The sequence below is a fragment of the Pseudoxanthomonas sp. JBR18 genome (genome assembly GCF_028198165.1).
In the GTDB taxonomy this organism is placed as follows: domain Bacteria; phylum Pseudomonadota; class Gammaproteobacteria; order Xanthomonadales; family Xanthomonadaceae; genus Pseudoxanthomonas_A.
In genome coordinates, this window is sequence record NZ_CP116339.1 from 1,729,300 (window position 1) to 1,749,410 (window position 20,111).

Annotated in this window: 16 protein-coding genes; 7 read left to right on the plus strand and 9 right to left on the minus strand. The window is 68.9% G+C overall.

Going from position 1 to position 20,111, the window contains the following annotated elements:
- Positions 1–20: 20 nt before the first annotated feature.
- Together PJ250_RS07875 and PJ250_RS07880 are read right to left on the minus strand one after the other, a co-directional pair.
- A complete protein-coding gene (locus tag PJ250_RS07875) occupies positions 21–662 on the minus strand; it encodes a hypothetical protein (RefSeq protein WP_271648032.1) in 642 nt (213 codons plus the stop codon).
- Positions 663–673: 11 nt separating this feature from the next.
- Positions 674–1,540 carry a hypothetical protein gene (locus PJ250_RS07880; RefSeq protein WP_271648033.1) on the minus strand — a complete coding sequence of 289 codons (867 nt, stop codon included), beginning with the start codon at positions 1,538–1,540 and terminating at the stop codon, positions 674–676.
- Positions 1,541–1,932: 392 nt separating this feature from the next.
- Here PJ250_RS07880 and PJ250_RS07885 point away from each other — a divergent pair, with 392 nt between their 5' ends.
- On the plus strand, positions 1,933–2,475 hold the full coding sequence (locus PJ250_RS07885) for a glutathione peroxidase (protein WP_271648034.1): 543 nt from the start codon (positions 1,933–1,935) through the stop codon (positions 2,473–2,475).
- An 86-nt stretch (positions 2,476–2,561) separates the two neighbouring features.
- Here PJ250_RS07885 and PJ250_RS07890 read toward each other — a convergent pair whose 3' ends face one another.
- From PJ250_RS07890 to PJ250_RS07915, 6 genes are all read right to left on the minus strand, one after another.
- Positions 2,562–3,584, minus strand: a complete 1,023-nt coding sequence (locus tag PJ250_RS07890; RefSeq protein WP_271648035.1) for an MlaA family lipoprotein — start codon at positions 3,582–3,584, stop codon at positions 2,562–2,564.
- Between the two features lie 53 nt (positions 3,585–3,637).
- Entirely contained in the window at positions 3,638–3,949 is a 312-nt protein-coding gene (locus PJ250_RS07895; RefSeq protein ID WP_271648036.1) for an STAS domain-containing protein, read from the minus strand.
- A 7-nt stretch (positions 3,950–3,956) separates the two neighbouring features.
- Complete coding sequence (locus PJ250_RS07900; protein WP_271648037.1) at positions 3,957–4,616, minus strand: MlaC/ttg2D family ABC transporter substrate-binding protein; 660 nt, start codon at positions 4,614–4,616, stop codon at positions 3,957–3,959.
- The gene (mlaD, locus tag PJ250_RS07905; RefSeq protein ID WP_271648038.1) at positions 4,613–5,143 is read right to left on the minus strand and encodes an outer membrane lipid asymmetry maintenance protein MlaD; all 531 of its coding nucleotides are present in this window, start codon (positions 5,141–5,143) and stop codon (positions 4,613–4,615) included. Before mlaD ends, PJ250_RS07900 begins: the two co-directional genes overlap by 4 nt.
- 69 nt (positions 5,144–5,212) lie before the next feature.
- Entirely contained in the window at positions 5,213–5,962 is a 750-nt protein-coding gene (locus PJ250_RS07910) for an MlaE family lipid ABC transporter permease subunit (protein WP_271648039.1), read from the minus strand.
- 12 nt (positions 5,963–5,974) lie between these two features.
- The gene (locus tag PJ250_RS07915; protein ID WP_271648040.1) at positions 5,975–6,763 is read right to left on the minus strand and encodes an ABC transporter ATP-binding protein; all 789 of its coding nucleotides are present in this window, start codon (positions 6,761–6,763) and stop codon (positions 5,975–5,977) included.
- A 205-nt stretch (positions 6,764–6,968) separates the two neighbouring features.
- On the opposite strand from PJ250_RS07915, the gene recC reads away from it, so the two are divergent.
- From recC to PJ250_RS07940, 5 genes are all read left to right on the plus strand, one after another.
- On the plus strand, positions 6,969–10,379 hold the full coding sequence (recC, locus tag PJ250_RS07920) for an exodeoxyribonuclease V subunit gamma (protein ID WP_271648041.1): 3,411 nt from the start codon (positions 6,969–6,971) through the stop codon (positions 10,377–10,379).
- A complete protein-coding gene (locus PJ250_RS07925) occupies positions 10,376–14,374 on the plus strand; it encodes a UvrD-helicase domain-containing protein (protein WP_271648042.1) in 3,999 nt (1,332 codons plus the stop codon). The genes recC and PJ250_RS07925 overlap by 4 nt, the downstream gene beginning before the upstream one ends.
- On the plus strand, positions 14,371–16,287 hold the full coding sequence (gene recD / locus PJ250_RS07930) for an exodeoxyribonuclease V subunit alpha (protein ID WP_271648043.1): 1,917 nt from the start codon (positions 14,371–14,373) through the stop codon (positions 16,285–16,287). Before PJ250_RS07925 ends, recD begins: the two co-directional genes overlap by 4 nt.
- 307 nt (positions 16,288–16,594) lie before the next feature.
- The gene (locus PJ250_RS07935) at positions 16,595–17,659 is read left to right on the plus strand and encodes a serine hydrolase domain-containing protein (RefSeq protein WP_271648044.1); all 1,065 of its coding nucleotides are present in this window, start codon (positions 16,595–16,597) and stop codon (positions 17,657–17,659) included.
- Between the two features lie 65 nt (positions 17,660–17,724).
- Positions 17,725–18,357: a nucleoside/nucleotide kinase family protein gene (locus PJ250_RS07940; RefSeq protein WP_271648045.1), complete on the plus strand. Its 633-nt coding sequence runs from the start codon at positions 17,725–17,727 to the stop codon at positions 18,355–18,357.
- A 119-nt stretch (positions 18,358–18,476) separates the two neighbouring features.
- On the opposite strand, the gene PJ250_RS07945 is transcribed toward PJ250_RS07940, so the two are convergent.
- Positions 18,477–18,809 carry a hypothetical protein gene (locus PJ250_RS07945; protein WP_271648046.1) on the minus strand — a complete coding sequence of 111 codons (333 nt, stop codon included), beginning with the start codon at positions 18,807–18,809 and terminating at the stop codon, positions 18,477–18,479.
- A gap of 226 nt (positions 18,810–19,035) precedes the next feature.
- Here PJ250_RS07945 and PJ250_RS07950 point away from each other — a divergent pair, with 226 nt between their 5' ends.
- Positions 19,036–20,106: an alpha/beta hydrolase gene (locus PJ250_RS07950; protein ID WP_271648047.1), complete on the plus strand. Its 1,071-nt coding sequence runs from the start codon at positions 19,036–19,038 to the stop codon at positions 20,104–20,106.
- Positions 20,107–20,111 lie beyond the last annotated feature (5 nt).

Consider the following 20,111-nt stretch of genomic DNA (forward strand, 5'->3'; position numbering starts at 1 on the left):
GATGCTGCTAAGCAGTATTCCTAGAGCGCGCCATATGCATCTAAGAACTCCTGTTTCTCAGTGTTGCACAGCGTTCTACGCGCCTGACCAGCGGCCAGACCGTAATACATCGCACAGTTCACATCGCCGTAGTATTCCGCGGTGACCTGAAATCCAAGCGCGTGACCGAATTCGTGAAGCATGGACGATTCGAAATCAAATTGATCACCGGGAACATTGCTTGAGGTTAAGCAATAAAAGCCGCCGTCATCCGCATAAGCTGGGTCGAGCCGCGAGCTGATCACGAAGATGTCAGCATTGATGATGGTGCCACCGCCTGGATCCCTCAAAATACGGGTCTTCATCAACGCAGTGGGAGATGGAAGATTTGGCGCGTCTTCCACCGTAATGTATTGGTAGTTGAAGGCCTGTGTTTGGTCTTGGACGCGTGGGTAGGTGTAGAAAAGGTCTGCTGCGATCGCAAAGCTGGCGTTCACCGCGTTCCAAGAATTTGATGCTCCCAGACTGGCAAATGCGCATCCAGCGTTGGTGATTGAATCGTGAAAGCCCTGCCGGATGCCTTGTCCAGGCCACTGAGCTTCATTGACGGGTCCTGCAGCCAAAGCGCTGTTCATTGCAAATGTCATGGCCAAGCCAAAAGTAATAGATAGCTTCCTTTCCATTTGAATTTTCCTCAGTCCTTTGAGTGAAGCGCATCGCTTTGTGCGTCGGAGACGCGAACGACCTCGGCAACCGATCGAAACGCACCGCCAAAAATAGGGTCGCTCGAACGATGCAAGAGAGCGTTGTCATCGTCCAGCTGATACGCAGAGAATAGGGACGCACTTTCTTGAGTTGCAGGGTTCTTGCCCGATTCAATGACGAGTTGCTGATACCAGTTCTTGGAAAGGATCAGCAGGTAGATATCGTTCGGGACCACTGAAAGCTCCGAGGTTACCGTTAGGATCGTCCCATCGGGGTTGGTTCCTGACCGTAACGGGATGCTTATCTCATCTCCCTGCAAGGAGGTTCCCTTGATGCTTTTCATTACTTCAAAACGCAGTTCCGAAAGGTATCCATCTTGTCTGGTGGATTGAATCGGATCAGGAAATGCTCGGGCTACAACCACAGTATCAGCAAGCAGCACTTGCTCTTGAGGCGTCGACGATGCAGAGAACACATGGTGAGCAACCTCGGCAAGATCTATTCCGGCCCGTCTTGCGATGGCGACATCTGATGCATCGAACCCAAGCGCAGCAAGATTTATTGCTGTCTCGTTGATGGTGATGTTCTGAAATTGTGCACGCCTTTCAGCGATGGCCTGAGATTGAACTCGCTTGGTTGCGGGGAAGTTGAATGAGCTTGCATCAAGCTTAGTGGCGCGAAAGCTCTCGTAATTGTCAGCTTTGCCGCGAGCCTCCAATGCTTTGATTCGCATCAGCTGTTGGTTGCTGCGCTCTGCCGCGTAGCGCTCAGATGCCTGCGGTGAGCTAAGTAGACTTTGACCAGATGCAGAAGCGACCGCCGCGAAAGAGCAAGCGATGAGAATCATGGCCTTCATATCCCATTCCCTTGGAAGTTGTACTTCTGGGAAGATTCTGAAACTCCTCTAGCGCTGTCTGGGATTTCTGTCAATAAAATGCGGGCTAATCGAATTGCTTTTTTCCTATAACCTAGTCTTAAGGCGTCTTCGAAGAAGCTGCTCAAGCCAACCGATCGTCGATAGTCGATAGTCGATAGTCGAGCCAGTCCATGTGAGCATTTGGCCGCTTTCTGTCTTTCCGGATCTGAACATCGTCCCGTTCCTGCAGAGCTGTAGCTTCCGGAGCTCAGTACGGTACGCGAGGCAATCGTACCCGTAGACACACGATTCCCACGCCGCGCTAACACCTGACGCTGCGCTGCGTGCTTAGACTGCGCGGCCAGTCTTTCTCCTACCTTGGGCTCCCGCCAATGACCAGCCTGTACGACCTCCCCCTCAAGACCATCGAAGACCAGCCGGCGACGCTGGGCGACTACCGCGGCAAGGTGCTGCTGGTGGTCAACGTCGCCTCAAAGTGCGGCCTGACCAAGCAGTACGCCGGGCTTGAGGCGCTGTATCGCGCCAAGCAGGACGCCGGGCTGGAAGTGCTGGGTTTCCCGGCCAACAACTTCAAGGAGCAGGAGCCGGGCAGCAACGCCGAGATCGCCAGCTTCTGCAGCACCGAATACGACGTGACCTTCCCGCTGTTCTCCAAGATCTCCGTGGCCGGCAACGCGGTGCATCCGCTCTACCAGGCGCTGGTCAACGCCCAGCCGGTGGCCACCGGCGAAGGCCCGATGCGCGACAGGCTCAAGAGCCTGGACATCAAGGTCAACCCGGCGCCGGGCGTGCTGTGGAACTTCGAGAAGTTCCTCATCGGCCGCGATGGCCGGGTGGTGGGCCGCTTCGCCCCGGACGTGGAGGCCGACGACCCGCGTCTGGTCGAGGCCGTGGACGCGGCGCTGGCCGGCTGAGCATCCGGCTGGCCCGATCATGAAAAAGGCCGCCTGGACAGGCGGCCTTTTCTCTTTCCTGGAATCCGGTGTTCGCGGCGGGCAGCTCAGCCGCCGCCGGCGGGGAACACCGTCGGCATGGCGTCCATCGGCACGGTCGGGTTGCCCTCGTCCTCCAGCAGATACGGCGGCAGGTCGCTGTTCTTGTCCTTGTTGCGCTGGCCGGCGTCGTCGATTTGGTAGTTGCGGCGCTGCAGCCAGCCATCGCGGAACAGCGCGTACTCGTCCAGTGCGCCGGCGCGCAGCGCGTCCAGCGACATCAGCTGGGTGCGCACGTCCACCAGCTGCAGGCCCTGCAGGAAGATGCGGGCCTTGTCGTTTTCCACCCGCTGCACCGGCGAGAACGGGGCGTCGCCCACCAGGCCGAAGGTGTCGCGCACCGTGCGCGGCCCGAACAGCGGCAGCTCCACGTAGCGCGACTGCCGCCAGCCCCAGACCGCCAGGGTCTGACCGAAGTCTTCGCTGTCGTTAGGCACGTTGTCGCGGCTGGCCGGATCGAAGATGCCGGCCACGCCGACGGTGGTGTTGATCAAAAACCGCCCCAGCGCGTCCCAGGCTTCGCCCGGCTTGCCCTGCAGCAGGCTGTTGACCACCGTCAGCGGCTGGCCGAGGTTGTCGAAGAAGTTGGTCACCCCGTTGCGCACCGGGCGCGGCACCACCTTGACGTAGGCGGTGGCCAGCGGCTTGGCGACAAAACGGTCCACGCCGTTGTTGAAGCGGTGGACCTTGCGGTTCCACTTTTCCCACGGGTCGTAGCTGGGCGGTGCGCCCGGCGCCGGCGGCGGCAGGGTGGGATCGGCCACCGGATCGTAGGGCGAGCTGCCGTAGATGGCGCCGTAGTCCTGCTCTGCGGCGGTCGGTGCAGGCGCTGGCGCGCCGGCGACCGCCTCCGGGGCGGAGGCCTGCGGCGCAGCCGGCGTCGGATCGGACACGGCAGCGGCCGGTGCCGGTGCATCAGCGGGAGCCACCACCTCAGAGGCCGGTGGCGCGGAGGCGACCGGCTTGTTGGAGGCGCAGGCGCCCAGCAGGGCGCTGATCAGCAGGACGGGGACAACACGCAGCGTTTTCATTTCCAAGTTCCCTATGGGAGGCACGCCCCCGGTGGGGGGACATGCAGGGCCGATCAAGCCGGCCGTAGCGCGGGCACGTAGTCCAACGCGGGGGTCAAGCGATAGGCCGCGCACAGCTCGGCCAGTCCAGTGGGTGCGCCGTCCACCTGCACCTCGCTGGCACCGCCGGCACGCAGACGCGTGGCGGCGGCGACCAGCAGGGCCAGCCCGGCGCTGTCCACCGAGGCGACCGCGGTCAGGTCCAGCCGCCGCGCACCGTCCAGTGCGCGTTGCGTGGCCGGCCACAGGGCCTGGGCGGCGGCACGGTCCAACGCCCCGGTGAACACCAGGGCATCGCCGTCACGCTGGACCGTGGGCTGGCTCATGCGCGGATCAACGGCCGCCGTTGCTGCCAGCGGCCTGCAGGCGCCCGGCGCGCAGATCGGCGGTCACCTGCTGGATGGACTTCTGCCGCAGCGGGGCGTCGAACTGGTTCTTGAAGGTCTGCACGTAGGAGATGCCCTCGACCATCACGTCGAAGATCTTCCACTGGCCGTTGACCTGGTGCAGCAGGTAGTCCACCGGCACCGGGTCGCCGGTCTCGCGCAGCATCTCGCTGGACACGCGCACGCCGCGGTTGCCCGGCAGCGGGGTCTCGGACTTGATCCGCACGCGCAGGCGGCTGTTGAAGTCCAGCAGCGACTGGCCGTAGCGCGCGGTCAGGTTGTCGGCCAGCGCGTTGGCGAAGTCATTGACCTCCGCGTCCGAGGCGCCACGGCCGTGGATGCCCAGCACCAGCCGCGCGGCGTAGTTGCCGTCGAACGCGGTGTCGAACTCGGTCTTGACGAAGGACTTCAGCGCGGCCGGGTTGGCCTTGAACTCGGCCCGGCGGTTCTCCAGCGTGGTCAGCACGCGGGTGGAGTTGCTCAGCACCAGGGCGCTGGCCGAGCCCTGCGTGGGCGCGGCGGCGGTGGTCTGTGCGGCCAGGGCCACGGTGGGGGCCGTCGCGGCCAGGACGGCGGCCAGGGCCAGGGTCATCATCGAACGTTTCATGGGGTCTCTCCCGTGGGGGCGGCGGGCGCATCGGGCGCGCTGTCCGAATCGTTGCCGGCGGGCTTGCCACCGCCGCTGAACATGTATTTGCCGACCAGCTGCAGCAGATCCACCGCCGGTTGGGTGAAGGCGATCTCGTCGCCGGGCTTGAGCGGCTGCGGGTCACCGCCCGGCGACAGGCCGATGTAGTTCTCGCCCAGCAGGCCGCTGGTGAAGATGCCCGCCGAGGTATCGCCCGGCAGGTCCTTGTACTTGCCGTCGATGCTCAGGGTCACCACCGACTCGAACTGCTTCGGGTCCAGGGTGATGTCGCTGACCTGACCGATCACCACCCCGCCGATCTTGACCGGCGCCTGCACGCGCAGCTGGCCCAGGTTGGTGAAGCGCGCCTTCAGTTCGTAATGGCCGCCACCGCCGAAGCCGAAGGAACGGTTGGTCGAGGCCAGCGCCAGCACCAGCAGCGAGGCCAGCGCCAGCAGCAGGAAGGCACCGACGGCGAATTCGAGTCGTGGTCCGCGTGCGGCCATGGTCATCTCACTCTTGAGTCTTCAGGTCGCGCTGCGTGGTGCGCCGCGACGGTTGGCAGGAGGCGCGCATCACTGGAACAACAGCGCCGAGAGGACGAAATTGAGCATCAGCACCAGCAGCGAGCCGTTGACCACCGCGCGGGTGGTGGCCACCGAGGTGCCCTCGATGGTCGGCTCGGCATGGAAGCCGACATAGGAAGCGACCAACGCCGCCACGCCGCCGAACACCGCCGACTTGAGCAGGGCCACGCCGAAATCGTCCCAGGCATCCACACTGCCCTGCAGCGCCGACCAGAACGTGCCGTTGTCCAGGCCCAGCACCTTGACCGCCTCGAACCAGCTGGCGCTGATCGCCAGCGAGCAGAAGAAGCCGGTCAGCAGCGGCACGGTCAGCACCGCGGCCCAGAACCGCGGCGCCACGGCCTTGGCGATCGGGTCGATGGCCATCAGCTCCAGCGCCTTGATCTGGTCGGTGGCGCGCATCAGGCCCAGCTCGGCGGCGATGGAGCTGCCGGCGCGGCCGATGAAAAGCAGCGCGGTCAACACCGGGCCCAGTTCGCGATACAGCGACAGGCCCAGCAACGTGGACAACGCATCGGAGGCGCCGAAGGTGGTCAGGGTGCGGTAGCCCTGCAGGGTCAGCACCAGGCCAACGAAGGCGCCGCCGACCACGATGATCGGCAGCGAACGCGCGCCGATCTTGTAGATCTCGCGGGTCAGCTCGGCCCAGAAGTCGCGCGTGGGCACCGAGGCGCGCAGCACCGACAGCGAGAACAGCCCGGCGGCACCCAGTGATCGGATGGAGGTAGCGAAGGCCATCAGGACATGCCCTTATGCGGCCCGCGCCGAGGCGGCGCTGTCGAAGGGGATCGGGCCATCGGGCGCGCCGCGCAGGAACTGCACCACCAGCGGATCCTCGCTGGCTTCCAGCTGCGCCGGCGTTCCGGAGAACACCAGCCCGCCGTTGGCGATCACCAGCGCCTGATCGCAGACCGGCAGGGTCTCGTGCACGTGGTGGCTGACGATGATGCTGGTCAGCCCCAGCGAATCGTTGAGCCGGCGGATCAGCGACATGATGACCCCCGAGGCGATCGGGTCCAGCCCGGTCAGCGGCTCGTCGTAGATCATCAGCGGCGGGTCCAGGGCCAGGGCGCGGGCCAGGGCCACGCGGCGGGCCATGCCGCCGGACAGCTCGCGCGGGTACAGGCCCTCAGCCGTGCGCAGGCCGACCGCGTTGAGCTTGAGGTCCACCAGCTGGTCGATCAGCGCCTCCGGCAGCCGGGTGTGTGCGCGCAGCGGCAGGGCGACGTTCTCGGCCACGGTCAGGTCGGTCAGCAGGCCATTGCCCTGCAGCAGCACGCCGACGTTCTTGCGCAGCTCGCGCAGGGCGCGGGTGCCGCGCGGGATCGGCTGGCCGAACAGTTCCACCGTGCCGGCGGCCGGCACCAGCTCGCCGGTCAGCGCGGCCAGCAGCGTGGACTTGCCGCTGCCCGAAGGCCCCAGCACCGCGGTGACGCTGCCGCGCGGGGCCGACAGCGTGACATCGCGCAGGATCGCGCGCCCGCCGCGCTCCAGGCGCAGATTGGCAAGACGGATGGCGATGTCGTCGGACTGGGTCATTGGGGAGCAGGTAGGGGCGGCCCACGGTAGGTGAGCAAAACGACGAAGCAGCTTCGTTGGCGCGCCCTGAATAAAACCGCACTGGTCAGTACGTTTATTGTGACAGATCGGACCGGTTGACCGGGATGGGCGGAAGTCACGGTCTGCGGGACGCGCTGTTGCGCGCGTCTCGCGCGGCGCGACGGGCATGCCGCATCATGCCCGGATGCAGGACGCCCGACCGGATTTCCGCCTCTACCCTTCGAACGCGCTCGACCTGCTGGCCGGCCTGCTGGCCGCGGAACTGCGCCAGCCCGTGCCCGGACAGTCGATCCTCACCCCCGAGGTGATCCTGATCCCGCAGGTGGCCATGCGCCGCTGGCTGCAGGCCACGCTGGCCGCCGAGCACGGCGTGGCGGCCAACCTGGAGTTCCTCACCCCTGGCGAGTTCGTCGCCCGTGCGCTGGAAGCCAACCCCGAACAAGCCTCGGCGCCAGTCCTCGGCAAGGCCCAGGACGAGCTGGATGCAGCCACCCTGCACTGGCGCCTGTACGCGGCGCTGACCGACCCGGCGGTGCTGGCCGATCCGGCCCTGGCCCAGCTGGCCGCCTACCTGCATGGGGACGACGTTCTCAAGCCCTGGGCCCTGGCCGGCGAGCTGGCCGGCGTGTTCGAGAAATACCAGGCCTGGCGCCGCGACTGGCTGTTGCGCTGGGAGGCCGGCGCCGACCCGGCCGATCCGCAGGCGGTGCTGTGGCGGCACGTCGCGGCCGGCAGCGCGTATCGGGCGCGGCGCATCCAGGCCTACCTGGACCGGTTCGAGCGCGGCGCGCTGCCGCAGGGCCTGCCCGGGCGCGTGTTCGCCTTCGCCACGCTCAATGTCTCGCCCGACGTGCTGCGCGTGCTGGCCACCCAGGCGCGCGTGGGCACGCTGCACTTCTACCTGCCCACCCCCGCGCAAGGTTACTGGGGCGACCTGCAGGCCCTGCGCCCGCGGCGGCGTGCCGATGCCGGTGACGGTGACGGGGTGATCGACGGCCTGCTCGACGCCACCGGCGGCGAGAACCCGCTGCTGCAGGCCTGGGGCGCGGCCGGGCGCGACTTCATGGCGATGCTGGGCAGCTACGAGGTGGTCCACCCCAGCGCCGAGATCGATGTCTACGCCGATCCGCTGGCCACCGGCCAACGCCCGCTGCGCGCCGGCGGCCTGGGCGACAGCCTGCTCAAGCGAATGCAGAGCGACCTGTTCCATCGCCGCCGCCCCGCCGTGCCGGCGCCGCTGGCCGCGCTGGACCGCACCGACCCCAGCCTGCAGGTCCACGCCTGCCACACCCGCCTGCGCGAATTGCAGGTCCTGCACGACCAGCTGCGCGGCCTGCTGGAGGACCCGCGCTTCGATCCGCCGCTGCAGGCGCGGCAGATCGCCGTGCTGGCGCCGGACATCGACCCGTACATCCCGTACCTGGAAGCCGTCTTCGGCGCCAGCCAGGACGCGCCCGGCGCGCGCATTCCCTACGCGCTGGCCGATACCAGCCCGCTGGCCGGCGAGCCGCTGGCCGAGGTGTTCGTGCGCCTGCTCGGCCTGCCGGTCTCGCGCTTTGGCCTCAACGAAACCCTCGACCTGCTGGCCAGCCCGCCGCTGGCCGAGGCCGCCGGGCTGGATGCGGCCGCGTTCGAGCGCCTGCACGGCTGGCTGCAGGCCGCCGGCGCGCGCTGGGGCGTGGATGCCGCCCATCGCGCCCAGCACGGCGCGCCGGCCGACGACGCCTACACCTGGACCTTCGCGCTGGACCGGCTGCTGCTCGGCCATGCCAGCGGCAGCACCGAGGACATCGCCGGGGTGGCGCCGTTCGATGCCCTGGAAGGCGGGGCCCTGGACGCGCTGGACGCCCTGGTCCGCCTGCTGCGCGTGCTCGCGCGCTACCAACGCGCCTTGAACGAGGCGCTCTCGCCGTCGGCCTGGCGCGAACGCCTGCTCGGCCTGCTCGACGCGCTGCTGCCGCAAAGCCCCAGCGCGCCGGCCACGCAGCGCGCGCTGGACCGCCTGCGCAAGCTGATCGACGACTTCGCCAAGGAGGCGGGCAAGGCGGGCTTCGAGGCCAGCGTGCCTGCCGAGGTCGTGCGCGCGCATTTTGCTGGCGTGCTGGCCGAGGCCGACACCCGCGCCCCGCTGCTCACCGGCGGCCTGAGCGTGGGGCGCATGGTGCCGATGCGCCTGCTGCCGTTCCGGGTGATCTGCCTGCTGGGCTTGAACGATGGAGACTTCCCGCGCCGCGACCCCGCCGCCGGCCTCAACCAGCTCACCGCGCAGCTGGGCACCGACAAGCGCCGCTACGGCGATCGCTCCACGCGCGAGGACGACCGCTTCCTGTTCCTGCAATTGTTCGCCTCGGCGCAGGACGTGTTCTATGTCAGCTACCTGGGCGCCGATGCGCGCGATGGCAGCGTGCGCGAGCCCTCGGTGCTGGTCACCGAACTGATCGGCGCGGCCGCGGACCAGCACGTCGATGCGCCCGCCGCACGCACCGCCCTGACCGTGCGCCACGCGCTGCAGCCCTTCGCCCCGGCCGCGTTCGGCGCCGAGGGCGATCCGCGCCGTTTCAGCTATCGCGGCCAGTGGCAATCGGCCTCGGCGCGCCTGGGCGGTGCGCGTGCGCCGCTGGCGCCGTGGTTCGATGCGCCGCTGCCGGCGCGTGATGTGGAAGAACGCGACCTCCCGCTCGAGGCGCTGCGCCGCTTCTTCACCGCCCCGGCCGCGCAGTTCCTGCGCCAGCGCCTGGACCTGCGCCTGCCCGAGCTGGACGAGGTGGGCCAGGACGTCGAGCCGCTGCTCACCCCCGGTGCCGGGCTGGACAAGGCGCTGCTGCAGCACCAGGTGTTCGACGCGCTGCTGACCGGGAACGACGCGGCGTTGTGCGACCGGCTGCGCGCCCGCGCGCTGCTGCCCTCCGGACCGCTGGGCCGCAGCCAGCTGGCCACGTTGGTCGCGCAGCTGCGGCCGTATGCCGAGGCCTTCGCTGGCTGGGCCGGGGGTGCGGAACGCCGCACGCAGGCCATCGACATCGAACTCGACGGCCTGCGCCTGCACGGTCGCCTGGAGGGCGTCTACGACACCGGCCTGGCCCATGTGCGCCTGGGCGCCATGAACGGCCCGGCCGCGATCCGCCAGGGGCTGGACTGGCTGGCCGCCAACGCCGCAGGCCTGGCCCTGCCGCTGGTGCGCTTCCACGAGGCCGAGACCGGCGTGGGCCCGTTCGTGCGTGCGCCCATCCCGCAAGCCCAGGCCAGGACCGCTCTGCAGGGCCTGCTCGCCCTACGCGCGCGAGGCCTGCAGGCGCCGCTGCCCTTCGGCCCCTACAGCGGCTGGGAATTCTTCAACGCAGACGATGCGGACAAGGGCATCAAGGCCGCGGCAACGCGCTGGCGCGGCACCGAGCGTTCCTGGGGCGAAGGCACCGGCGAGGCCTATCGACTCGCGCTGCGCGGCCGTGATCCGTTTGCCGACGCCGCGCTGCTGCGCCAGTTCGCCGATACCAGCTTCGCGATCTTCAGCGCGGTGGAGCGCGGCGTGGTCCACGCAGACTTCGATGACGACCACCGCTTCGCCGTGGATGCCGACACGGAGGTCGAGGCATGACGCCCGCCGATCCCTTCCTCGCACTGCCCCTCACCGGCACCCACCTCATCGAGGCCAGCGCCGGCACCGGCAAGACCTTCACCCTGGCCACCCTGGTGACCCGGCTGGTGGTCGAGCAGCGCCTGCGCATCGGCCAGATCCTGGCGGTCACCTTCACCGACGCGGCCACCCAGGAGCTGCGCAAGCGCATCCGCGAGCGCCTGGTGCTGGCCGCCTCGCTGGTGCCGGACACCGCCGACAAGGGCCCGCTCGACGTGGGAGCCGCCATGGCGGCGACGGGGCCCGCAGGCAACAGCGACGTCGAGCCGGCGCTGGCCGAGCCTCAAGGGACGGCTTCAGGGGAAAGCTCCTCGCCGCCATGGCGGCTCCCACGGGACCACGCGACGCCAGACGAGGCACCGGATGCCGCGCTGAGCCGCGCCATCATCGCCGCGCACCTGCAGGCCGGCGACGAAACCCCGAGCCAGCTCAAGCGCCGCCTGCAAACCGCCGACGAGGACGTGGGAGCCGCCATGGCGGCGACGGGGCCTGCAGGCAACAGTGATGTCGACCCGGCGCTGGCCGAGCCTCAAGGGACGGCTTCAGGGGAAAGCTCTTCGCCGCCATGGCGGCTCCCACGGGGACAGGCGACGCCGGACGAGGCACCGGATGCCGCGCTGAGCCGCGCCATCATCGCGGCGCGCCTGCAGGCCGGCGACGAAACCCCCAGCCAGCTCAAGCGCCGCCTGCAAGCCGCCGCCGACGAGATGGACCTGGCCGCGATCTTCACCATCCACGGCTTCTGCGCGCGCGTGCTGCGCGAACACGCGCTGGAAAGCGGCCAGACCTTCGCCCCGCCCGAGCTGCTGGCCAACGACCGCGCTCTGCGCGCCGAGCTGGCAGCCGACTTGTGGCGCAGCACGGCCGCCGACGAAGCGCTGGCACCGCTGCTGATGTCGATGTGGCCAGGGGGCCCGGATGCGCTGGCCCGCGATCTGGGTGAGCTGATCCGCCAGCCCAACCTGCTGCCGCCGCTATGCAAGCTGTCTGAAAATCCCCGCCCCCTTGTGGAGGTTGCTGCGCGGGAGCTGATCGCCGCGATGGATGCGCATCTTCCAGAAGCACAAGAGGCGATCGCCCGTGCGTTCGATGGCAAGGCATTCGACGGCCGCCGCGCACGCCGCCCGAGTTTCGATAAGGCCTTTCAGACACTGCAGGCAGGGCGCGAACTCGCAGCCTGGCAGTTCGACGACAAGAACCATCTGGATAAATTGTTGCCGGCCAGAATGCTGGAATTCTGCAAGGACGATACGCGGCACAAGGTTCCGGTCTCCCCGCTTTTCGATGCGCTGCACGCTTGGGCTGAGGCAGATCGCTTGGCGCAGCAGTGGCTGGAGGAGGCCAAGACACACCTGCTGCACGCCCTGCGCGACCAGGCCCGCACGCGCCTGGTCCAGCGCAAGCAGCAGCTGCGTGTGCAGACCTATGACGACCTGATCGACGGCGTGGCCGATGCGCTCAAGGGCCCGTACGCCGACGCGCTGGTCCAGCGCCTGCGCGCGCAGTACGCCGTCGCGCTGGTGGACGAGTTCCAGGACACCGATGCGCGGCAGTGGGGCATCTTCCGCACCGTGTTCTGCGACTCGGAGGCCACGCGCAACGCATCGCTGACCCCGGCGCTGTTCCTGATCGGCGATCCCAAGCAGGCCATCTACGGCTTCCGCGGTGGCGACGTGCAGACCTATCTGCAGGCCGCCAAGCACGCGCAGGCCGCGCCGGCCCTGGAGCGCAATTTTCGCTCGCGCCCGGCCGTGCTGGCCGCGATCGAGGCCCTGTACACGCAGGCCGGCGAGCGCGCCTTCCTTGACGACAGGATCCGCTTCCACCGCGTGCTGCCCGGCACCCAGCGCGCCGATGCGGATTACCAGCGCCGCGGCGCCAACGCGCCCGCGCTCACGCTGTGGCAGGCGCCTGCGCCGCAGCCCGACGACAAGGGCAAGCGCAAGCCGCACAGCGCCGCGCGCGCGCGCGAACTGGCCACCCAGGCCTGTGTGGTCGCCATCCATCAGGTGCTCAGCGACGCACGCGCCGGCACCGCGACGCTCAACGGCAGGCCGGTGCAGCCGGGCGACATCGCCGTGCTGGTGCGCAAGCACGGCGAGGCCACGCGCATCCAGCAGGCGCTGGCGGCGGTCGGCATCCCGGCCGTGGCGGCGGGCAAGCAAAGCCTGTTCGCCACGCCCGAGGCGCACGAGCTGCTGACCCTGCTGCTGGCCCTGCTGCATCCCGCTGATGACGGCCGCCTGCGCGCGGCGCTGGCCACCGTGCTGCTGGGCGTGGATGCCGCCGGCATCGCCGCGCTGGAAGGCGATGGCACCACCCACGCGCAGTGGCAGGGCAAGGCGCTGGCCTGGCGCGAGCGCTGGCAGCGCGGCGGTCCGCTGGCCCTGGTGTCGGACCTGTGCGCCGACAACGCCGAGCGCCTGCTCGGCCTGCTCGATGGCGAGCGCCGCCTCACCAACTACCTGCAGCTGGGCGAACTGCTGCAGCAGGCCGATGCGCGCGCGCTGGGCCTGCAGGGCCTGGTCGACTGGCTGGGCCAGCAGCTCGCCCAGGCCGATCCCGACGACGAGACCCAGCTGCTGCGGCTGGAGTCCGACGCACGCCGCGTGCAGATCGTCACCCTGCACAAATCCAAGGGCCTGGAATACCCGCTGGTGTTCCTGCCGTTCGTGGGCATCGGCGGCAAGGCGCCCGATCCCGGCCGCGCCTGCGTGGTCGCCGACGAGGACGGCCAGCGCTTCCTGCACTGGAAGCTGCAGCCGGAGCTGTTCGGCTGGGACGCCGCACGGCAGCTGTGGATCGAGGCGCAGCGTGCCGAGGACGCGCGTCTGCTCTACGTCGGCCTGACCCGCGCCGAGCACGCGCTGTGGATCGCCACCGGCGACTTCTACAACGCGCAGCAGACCGCGCTCGCGCCGATGCTCGACGGCCTGCCCGAGACCGCCGGCATCGTGCGCGACAGCGCCCAGCCGGGCACCGTGGCGTGGCTGCCGCCGCTGAGCGAGGGCGATGCCCCCATCGCGCGGCCCGTCACCCGCCACATCGCGCCGGACTGGTGGGTCTACAGCTTCACCCAGCTGGCCAACGCCGACAGTGGCGGGACGGACCTGTCCACGCGCGCCACGGTGGCCGTGGCCGGTGGCAGCGACGAGCCGGAAGGCGAGGGCGGTGATGCCACGCCGCAGCCGGCCGAGGTGTTCGACCCGCGCTTTGCCGGCAATCGCTTCGGCGTGGTGCTGCACGAGGCGTTGGAAGAAGGCGACTTCGCCAAGTGGCGCGACTGGCAGCCCGGCGATGCCGCACCCGCCGACGAGCGCCGCACCATCGAGACCGCACTGAAGGGCGGCGGTTATGCCACCGACGAACTGGACGACGGTGTCGCCGTGCTCACCACGCTGATCGGCCAGACGCTCACCGTGGCCCTGCCCGAAGGCGTGCGCCTGTGCGATGTGCCGGCCGAGGCCCGCCGCGCGGAAATCGAATTCCAGTTCGCCCTGCAGCCCACCGCCATCGAGGCCCTGCTGGCGTTGCTGCATGCGCACGGCGTGGTGCGCGATCGCCACGGCTTCGGCCTGCGCCGCACGCTGGAAGGCCTGATGACCGGCCTGATCGATCTCACCTACACCCATGCCGGCCGCTGGTACGTGCTGGATTACAAGTCCAACCGCCTGCCGGCCTACGACGCCGCGGCGATGCAGCGGGCCATGGCACACAGCGAGTACGACCTGCAGGCGTTGATCTACACCCTGGCGCTGCACCGCTGGCTGCGCTTCCGCCTGGGCGACGGGTACGACTATGACCGCGACTTCGGTGGCATCCGCTACCTGTTCTGCCGCGGGCTGGACGCGACGCGTGCCGATTCGCCTGGCGTGCATGCGCAGCGCTTCGCACCGGAACTGATCCATGCACTGGACGCGCTGTTTGCCGGTGCGGCGGTGGAGAAGGCGGCATGAGCCTCCTCAACGCCCTCTTCGCCGGCGGCCACCTGCGCACGCTCGACCACGCCTTTGCGCAGAGCCTGCGCCGGCTTCGCCCGGACACACCGGACGAGGTGCTGGCCGCCGCCGCGCTGGCTTCGCTGGCGGTCGCCAACGGCCACGCCGGCTTCGATCCGGCGCGTCCGCGCCTGCTGGTCGATGTGGACATGGCCTGGCCGCAGGCCGAGGCATGGGCCGACCAGCTTCGCGCCTCGCCATGGATCGCCCAGCCAGCCGATCCGCTCATGCCGTCGGCCACTGATGCGCCGCTCGCCTTCGAGCGTGGCCTGCTCTACCTGCGCCGCTACCGCGAGTACGAGTCGCGCCTGGCCGCCGGCCTGCAGCGCATCGCCGACCAGCCTGCGCACACCGATGACCTCAACGCCGTGCGCGAGGTCTTCAACGCCTTGTTCCCCAACGCGGCGCAGGGCGAAGACCGCCAGGCGCGCGCCGCCGCCCTGGCCCTGCGCCGCACGCTGCTGCTGGTCACCGGCGGCCCCGGCACCGGCAAGACCACCACCATCACCCGGCTGCTGGTGCTGCGCATCGCGCTGGCGGCGGCATTCGGTCGGCCGCCGCCGCGCATCGCCCTGGCCGCGCCCACCGGTCGGGCCGCCGAGCGCATGGCCGAAAGCCTGCGCCGTGCGGTGACGGCCATCGTCGCCAGCGGCGTGGACGCCGGCCTCTGCGCCGCGCTGCCGGAGTCCGCCAGCACCTTGCATCGCCTGCTCGGCGTCATCCCCGACAGTCCCAGCTTCCGCCACACGCCGGACAACCCGTTGCCGCTGGATGTGTTGGTGGTGGACGAGGCCTCCATGGTCGACCTGCCGCTGATGTGCAAGCTGGTCGAAGCCGTGGCCGCCGGCACCCAGCTCATCCTGTTGGGCGACGCCGACCAGCTGCCCTCGGTCGAGGCCGGCGACGTGCTGGCCGCCATCCTCAGCGCCGCAGGCCCTGGCCATGCCCTGCGCGCCGATGACGCCGCCGCGCTGCAGCCGCTGCTCGGCGACGCCACGCCCGTCGATGGCGACACCGGCGGCCTGCGCGGCCACCGCGTGCAGCTGCTGCGCGGCTATCGCCAGGATGCGGACTTCGATCTGTCCCCGTTGGCCGACGCCGTGCGCGGAGGCGATGCCGACACCGCTTTATCACTGCTGCGAGGCGGCACCCTGCGTGGGGTGGAATTCCACGAGGACGTGCTGGACCCGTTCGAGGTCCGTCGCGAGGCGCTGCTGGCGCACTGGCGCGCCTTGAGCGAGGCGCCCGAACCGGCCACCGCCCTGGCCATGGCCCAGCGCCTGCGCCTGCTCACCGCCGTGCGCGAAGGCCCGCAGGGTGCGCGCGGCCTCAACGCCCGTATCGAGGAATTGCTCTCCGGGCGTCGCACCGGCCCTGCGCCGGCCTACTTCCACGGCCGCCTGCTGCTGATCACCGAGAACAGCTACCGCCATCGCCTGTTCAACGGCGACATCGGCATCTGTCTGCGGGACGGCAGCGGCGCACTGCTGGCCTGGTTTGCCGGCGAGGCCTCCGGCCAGGTGCGCGCCTTCCATCCGGCCGCGTTGCCCGCGCACGAAAGCGCCTTCGCCATGACCGTGCACAAGGCGCAAGGGTCCGAGTTCGATGAGGTCTGGCTGCAGCTGCCGCGCGGTGACAGCCGCGTACTCTCGCGCGAGCTGGTCTACACCGCCATCACCCGTGCCCGCACCCGCCTGCATGTGGCCGGCAGCGCCCAGGTGCTACGCGAGGCCCTGGCCCGCCACGCCGTGCGCATGTCCGGACTGGCGTGGCGCTTGGGCGTGGACCACGTCAGCTTGCCAAGCAGCGCGCCTGCGGAAGCCCAGGCGCCAATCGTAGAGGCCACGCCGGTCCAGGGCGCGCTCTTCTAGCGGGCGGCGTGCGGGTGCGTCATCGCCTCGGCGCGGCCGCAGCGCCCACGACGCAGGACGCCCGTCACGGCCGAACGTGTCTGACGCAGGCCAAACGCAAGCATGGCCGCGTGTCATGACGATCTGTGCGCCGCGCGGCCTCGCTTCTGGATCGCGCGACAGGCACACCGATTCCAGCGGCGCAGGTCGAGCGCACACGTGCGCTTTGCGTCCGCGGATCGCCGTCGCCCGATGATTTGGGTGAACGAGCGAGCGTGTGTAGAGTCCCCCCGTGTCGAAACACGCGGTCTGGGGAGGCCGACACTGCATGAAGCGCAAAGCAGGACCGGTGGTGCGCGTGCTGCGCGTGGTGATGCCGCTCGTCGCACTCGCCTGCCTGGTGGTGCTGCCGCCCTGGGCCGGCATCCTCGCCTGGCTCAAGCCGCTGCCGGATACCGTGCAGCAGCAGGTCGATGACGCTGGCGCCGCAGGCCTGGAAGGGTTGGTCGTCTACGTGGACCGGGCCGGCCAGCCGCCGCGCACCTATGTCGCGGCCGGCCAGCACACCGATCCGCATGCGCTGTTCAAGATCGCCAGCATCAGCAAGCTCTACATCGCCGCGGCAACGGTCAAGCTGGTCGACCAGGGCCGGATGTCGCTGGACGACACCGTGGCCCAGCGCCTGCCGCAGCTGGCCGGGCACATCGCCAACGCCGACCGCATCACCGTGCGCATGCTGCTGCAGCATCGCAGCGGCATCCCCAATTTCGTCGACGCCAAAGGCTTCGACTGGGGCCAGCGCCAGCACGATCCCGACGACAACCTGGCCCTGGTGCTGGACCAGCCGGCCGACTTCGCGCCGGGTGCCGAGCAGCGCTACTCCAACACCAACTATCTGCTGCTCGGCAAGATCCTGGACCAGGCGCTGGGTCACAGCCACCGACGCTACATCCGCGAGCACCTGCTCGCCCCGCTGGGGCTGACCCATACCTACGGGCAGCTGGCCGACGTGGACCCGGCCGCGCTGGCCAGCGGGCACGACCGCAGCGTGCCGGACGACCTCAAGACCCTGGACTTCAACACGCCCGGCGGCGCGATGATCGCCACCGCGCAGGATGTCGGGGTGTTTGTGCGTGCGCTCAACGACGGCCGCCTGCTCACTCCGCGCCAGCAGGCGCGCTACGCCAGCGTCTCCGACACCAGCCACGACGGCTGGCTGCCCGGCTACCAGAGCATCGCCCGTTACGACGCCGGCTTGGATGCGGTGGTGGTGCAGTTTGCCGGCGTCACCGGCGGGCGCGGCGAAACCGAGCTGCTGGCCAAGGTGAATGTCCAGCGCGTGCTGCGCCTCCTGCGCCGGCAGGCCCAGGCAAGTGCCCATCCGAAGCAGTGATGCGCAGCGGTGCGTCGCGCCGATCGCGTAGGGTGTCCGCCCCAGTCCATCGTCTCGAGGCACCGATGATTCCAGACCAGGCCATCGCCCGCGCCAACGCGCTGCTGGCCCAAGGCGGCCGCCGCATCCTGGGTATCGCGGGGCTTCCAGGGGCGGGCAAGTCCACGTTGGCCGCGCAACTGGCCGAACAGTTGGGCGCATCGGCGATGGTGGTGCCGATGGATGGCTTCCACCTGGCCAACGCCGAGCTGCAGCGCCTGGGCCGTGCCGCGCGCAAGGGCGCACCGGACACTTTCGATGCCGCGGGCTACGTGGCCCTGCTGGGCCGCATCCGCCAGCAGCGGCCCGGCGAGGTGATCTACGCGCCTGCGTTCCATCGGGAGATCGAGGAGCCCATCGCCAGCGAGATCCCCATCCCTCATGACGTCCCGCTGATCATCACTGAGGGCAACTACCTGCTGATGGAAGACGGCGCGTGGGCCGGCGTGCGCGCCCAGCTGGACGAGGCCTGGTTCGTCGATGTCGATGCCCAGCAGCAATATGGCCAGCTGCTGGCGCGGCACATGCGCTACGGGCGCAGCCAGGCCCAGGCCGAGGCGTGGATCGCGCAGACCGATGCGCCCAACGCACAGCGCATCGCCGCCACCGCGCATCGCGCCGACTACCGCGTGCCCTGGGCCAGCCAGGCGATGGCCTGATTCCATCCGCCCGGCTGTGTAGACGGCGCGCGCGTCACGCGGCATTCCACGCGGGCTTCCACGCAAGGCGCGCACAAAAAGGCCCGCAGCGCGGGCCTTGTCGTGCCAGCGTCAGGCGCCTACTTGGTCTCCACGCGCCGGTACTGGTCGCTGCCGGTATTGAGCTGGCCGTTGGCCTCGTCGATGGCGAAGGTCACCGTCTCGCCGTCGTTGTTCACCTGTAGCGCGCCGTCCTTGTAGATGGCCGGGTAGCTGTCGGTCTTGGGCTTGCGGCTGAAGAACTTCGGCGTGGTGCTGCGGACCATGAAGGCCTCGCCGCTGCGCTCGATGTCCATCGTCTCGTCCTGCGTCTGCACGTTGACCCAGTGGCCCACGAACTTCTCGCCTTCCACCTTGGCGCAGCCGGACACCAGCAACGCCGTGGCCAGTGCGGCCCCCATCCACTTCATCATCGTATGTACTCCGTCAGTTGTGCTGGCGGCGAGGATGCGCGGCGGGGGATGTAGGGAAGGTCAAGGTGTGGCGTGGGTCAGGCGCGCCTTGCAAAGGAGCTGCACTCTGAGCGTTGTCCCCGGTGGCCATCGCGTGACTTCTGGGCCTTCCAAGGATTGCGCCGGGCGGCAATGATGCAAACGCGGTGATGGACGTCCATCTGCCGCCACGATCAGGGGAACCACTTTGAAGAACGTCTTTGCCGTGCTGCTGCTGGCGCTGGCCTTTTCCGGCTGTGCGTGGGCCAATGACCTGCGACCGTCAGCGCAGGAAGCCGGCGCGTCCGCGTGCACCTCGCCCCGGCAGCCGGTGAACGAGCAGGGCTTTGTCCAGATCGGTGGCATTCCGCAATGGATCACCATCAAGGGCGATGACTGCGCCAACCCGATCGTACTCCTTGTGCATGGCGGTCCCGGCAATCCGATGAGCCCGTATGCCGACACCATCTACGCCGGCTGGCAGAAGCATGTCACCCTGGTGCAATGGGATCAGCGCGGCGCTGGCATGACCTACGGCAAGAACAAGCCTTCGGAAGAAACGCCGCTGACCTTGCAGCAGATCCGCGATGACGGGATCGAAGTGGCCACCTACCTCACCCGGCATCTGGGCCAGCGCAAGGTCATCGTGATGGGCGGCTCGTGGAGTTCGATTATCGCCATCCACATGATCAAGGCACGGCCGGACCTGTTCACTGCGTATCTGGGCTGGTCGCAGATAGTCAGCTACAGGACCAATCCGCCCGACACCTATCAACGGCTGCTCACCCTGGCACGGGCCGCTGGCGATGCCGAAAGCGTAGCCAAGCTTGAGCGGCTGGGCGCGCCGCCGTGGAAGGACCCGCACAACTTCGGCATCATGCGCCGTATCGACCGCAAGTACGAAGCGATGAACACGGAAGACGCGCCCAAGGCGTGGTGGACGCCGGCGCCGCTGTACGCGACCGCGCAGGCGCAGGCCGACGCCGTCGCAGGCGACGACTATTCTTACCTGCAGTTTGTCGGGCTGCACGGCGACGGCATGTTCGCCACCGTGGACCTGCCCGCCCTGGGCACCGACTTCGATGTGCCGATCTTTCTGCTGCAGGGAGAGGAAGACCTGCTGACCTCGCCCGCCATTGCAAAGCCCTACTTCGACAGCCTGTCGGCGCCGAAGAAGGCCTTCGTGCTATTGCCCCGCACCGGCCACGACCCCAACCCGATCATGGTCGATGCGCAATATCGCCTGCTGACCGAACAGATCCTGCCGTTGGCGCAGTAGCGGCC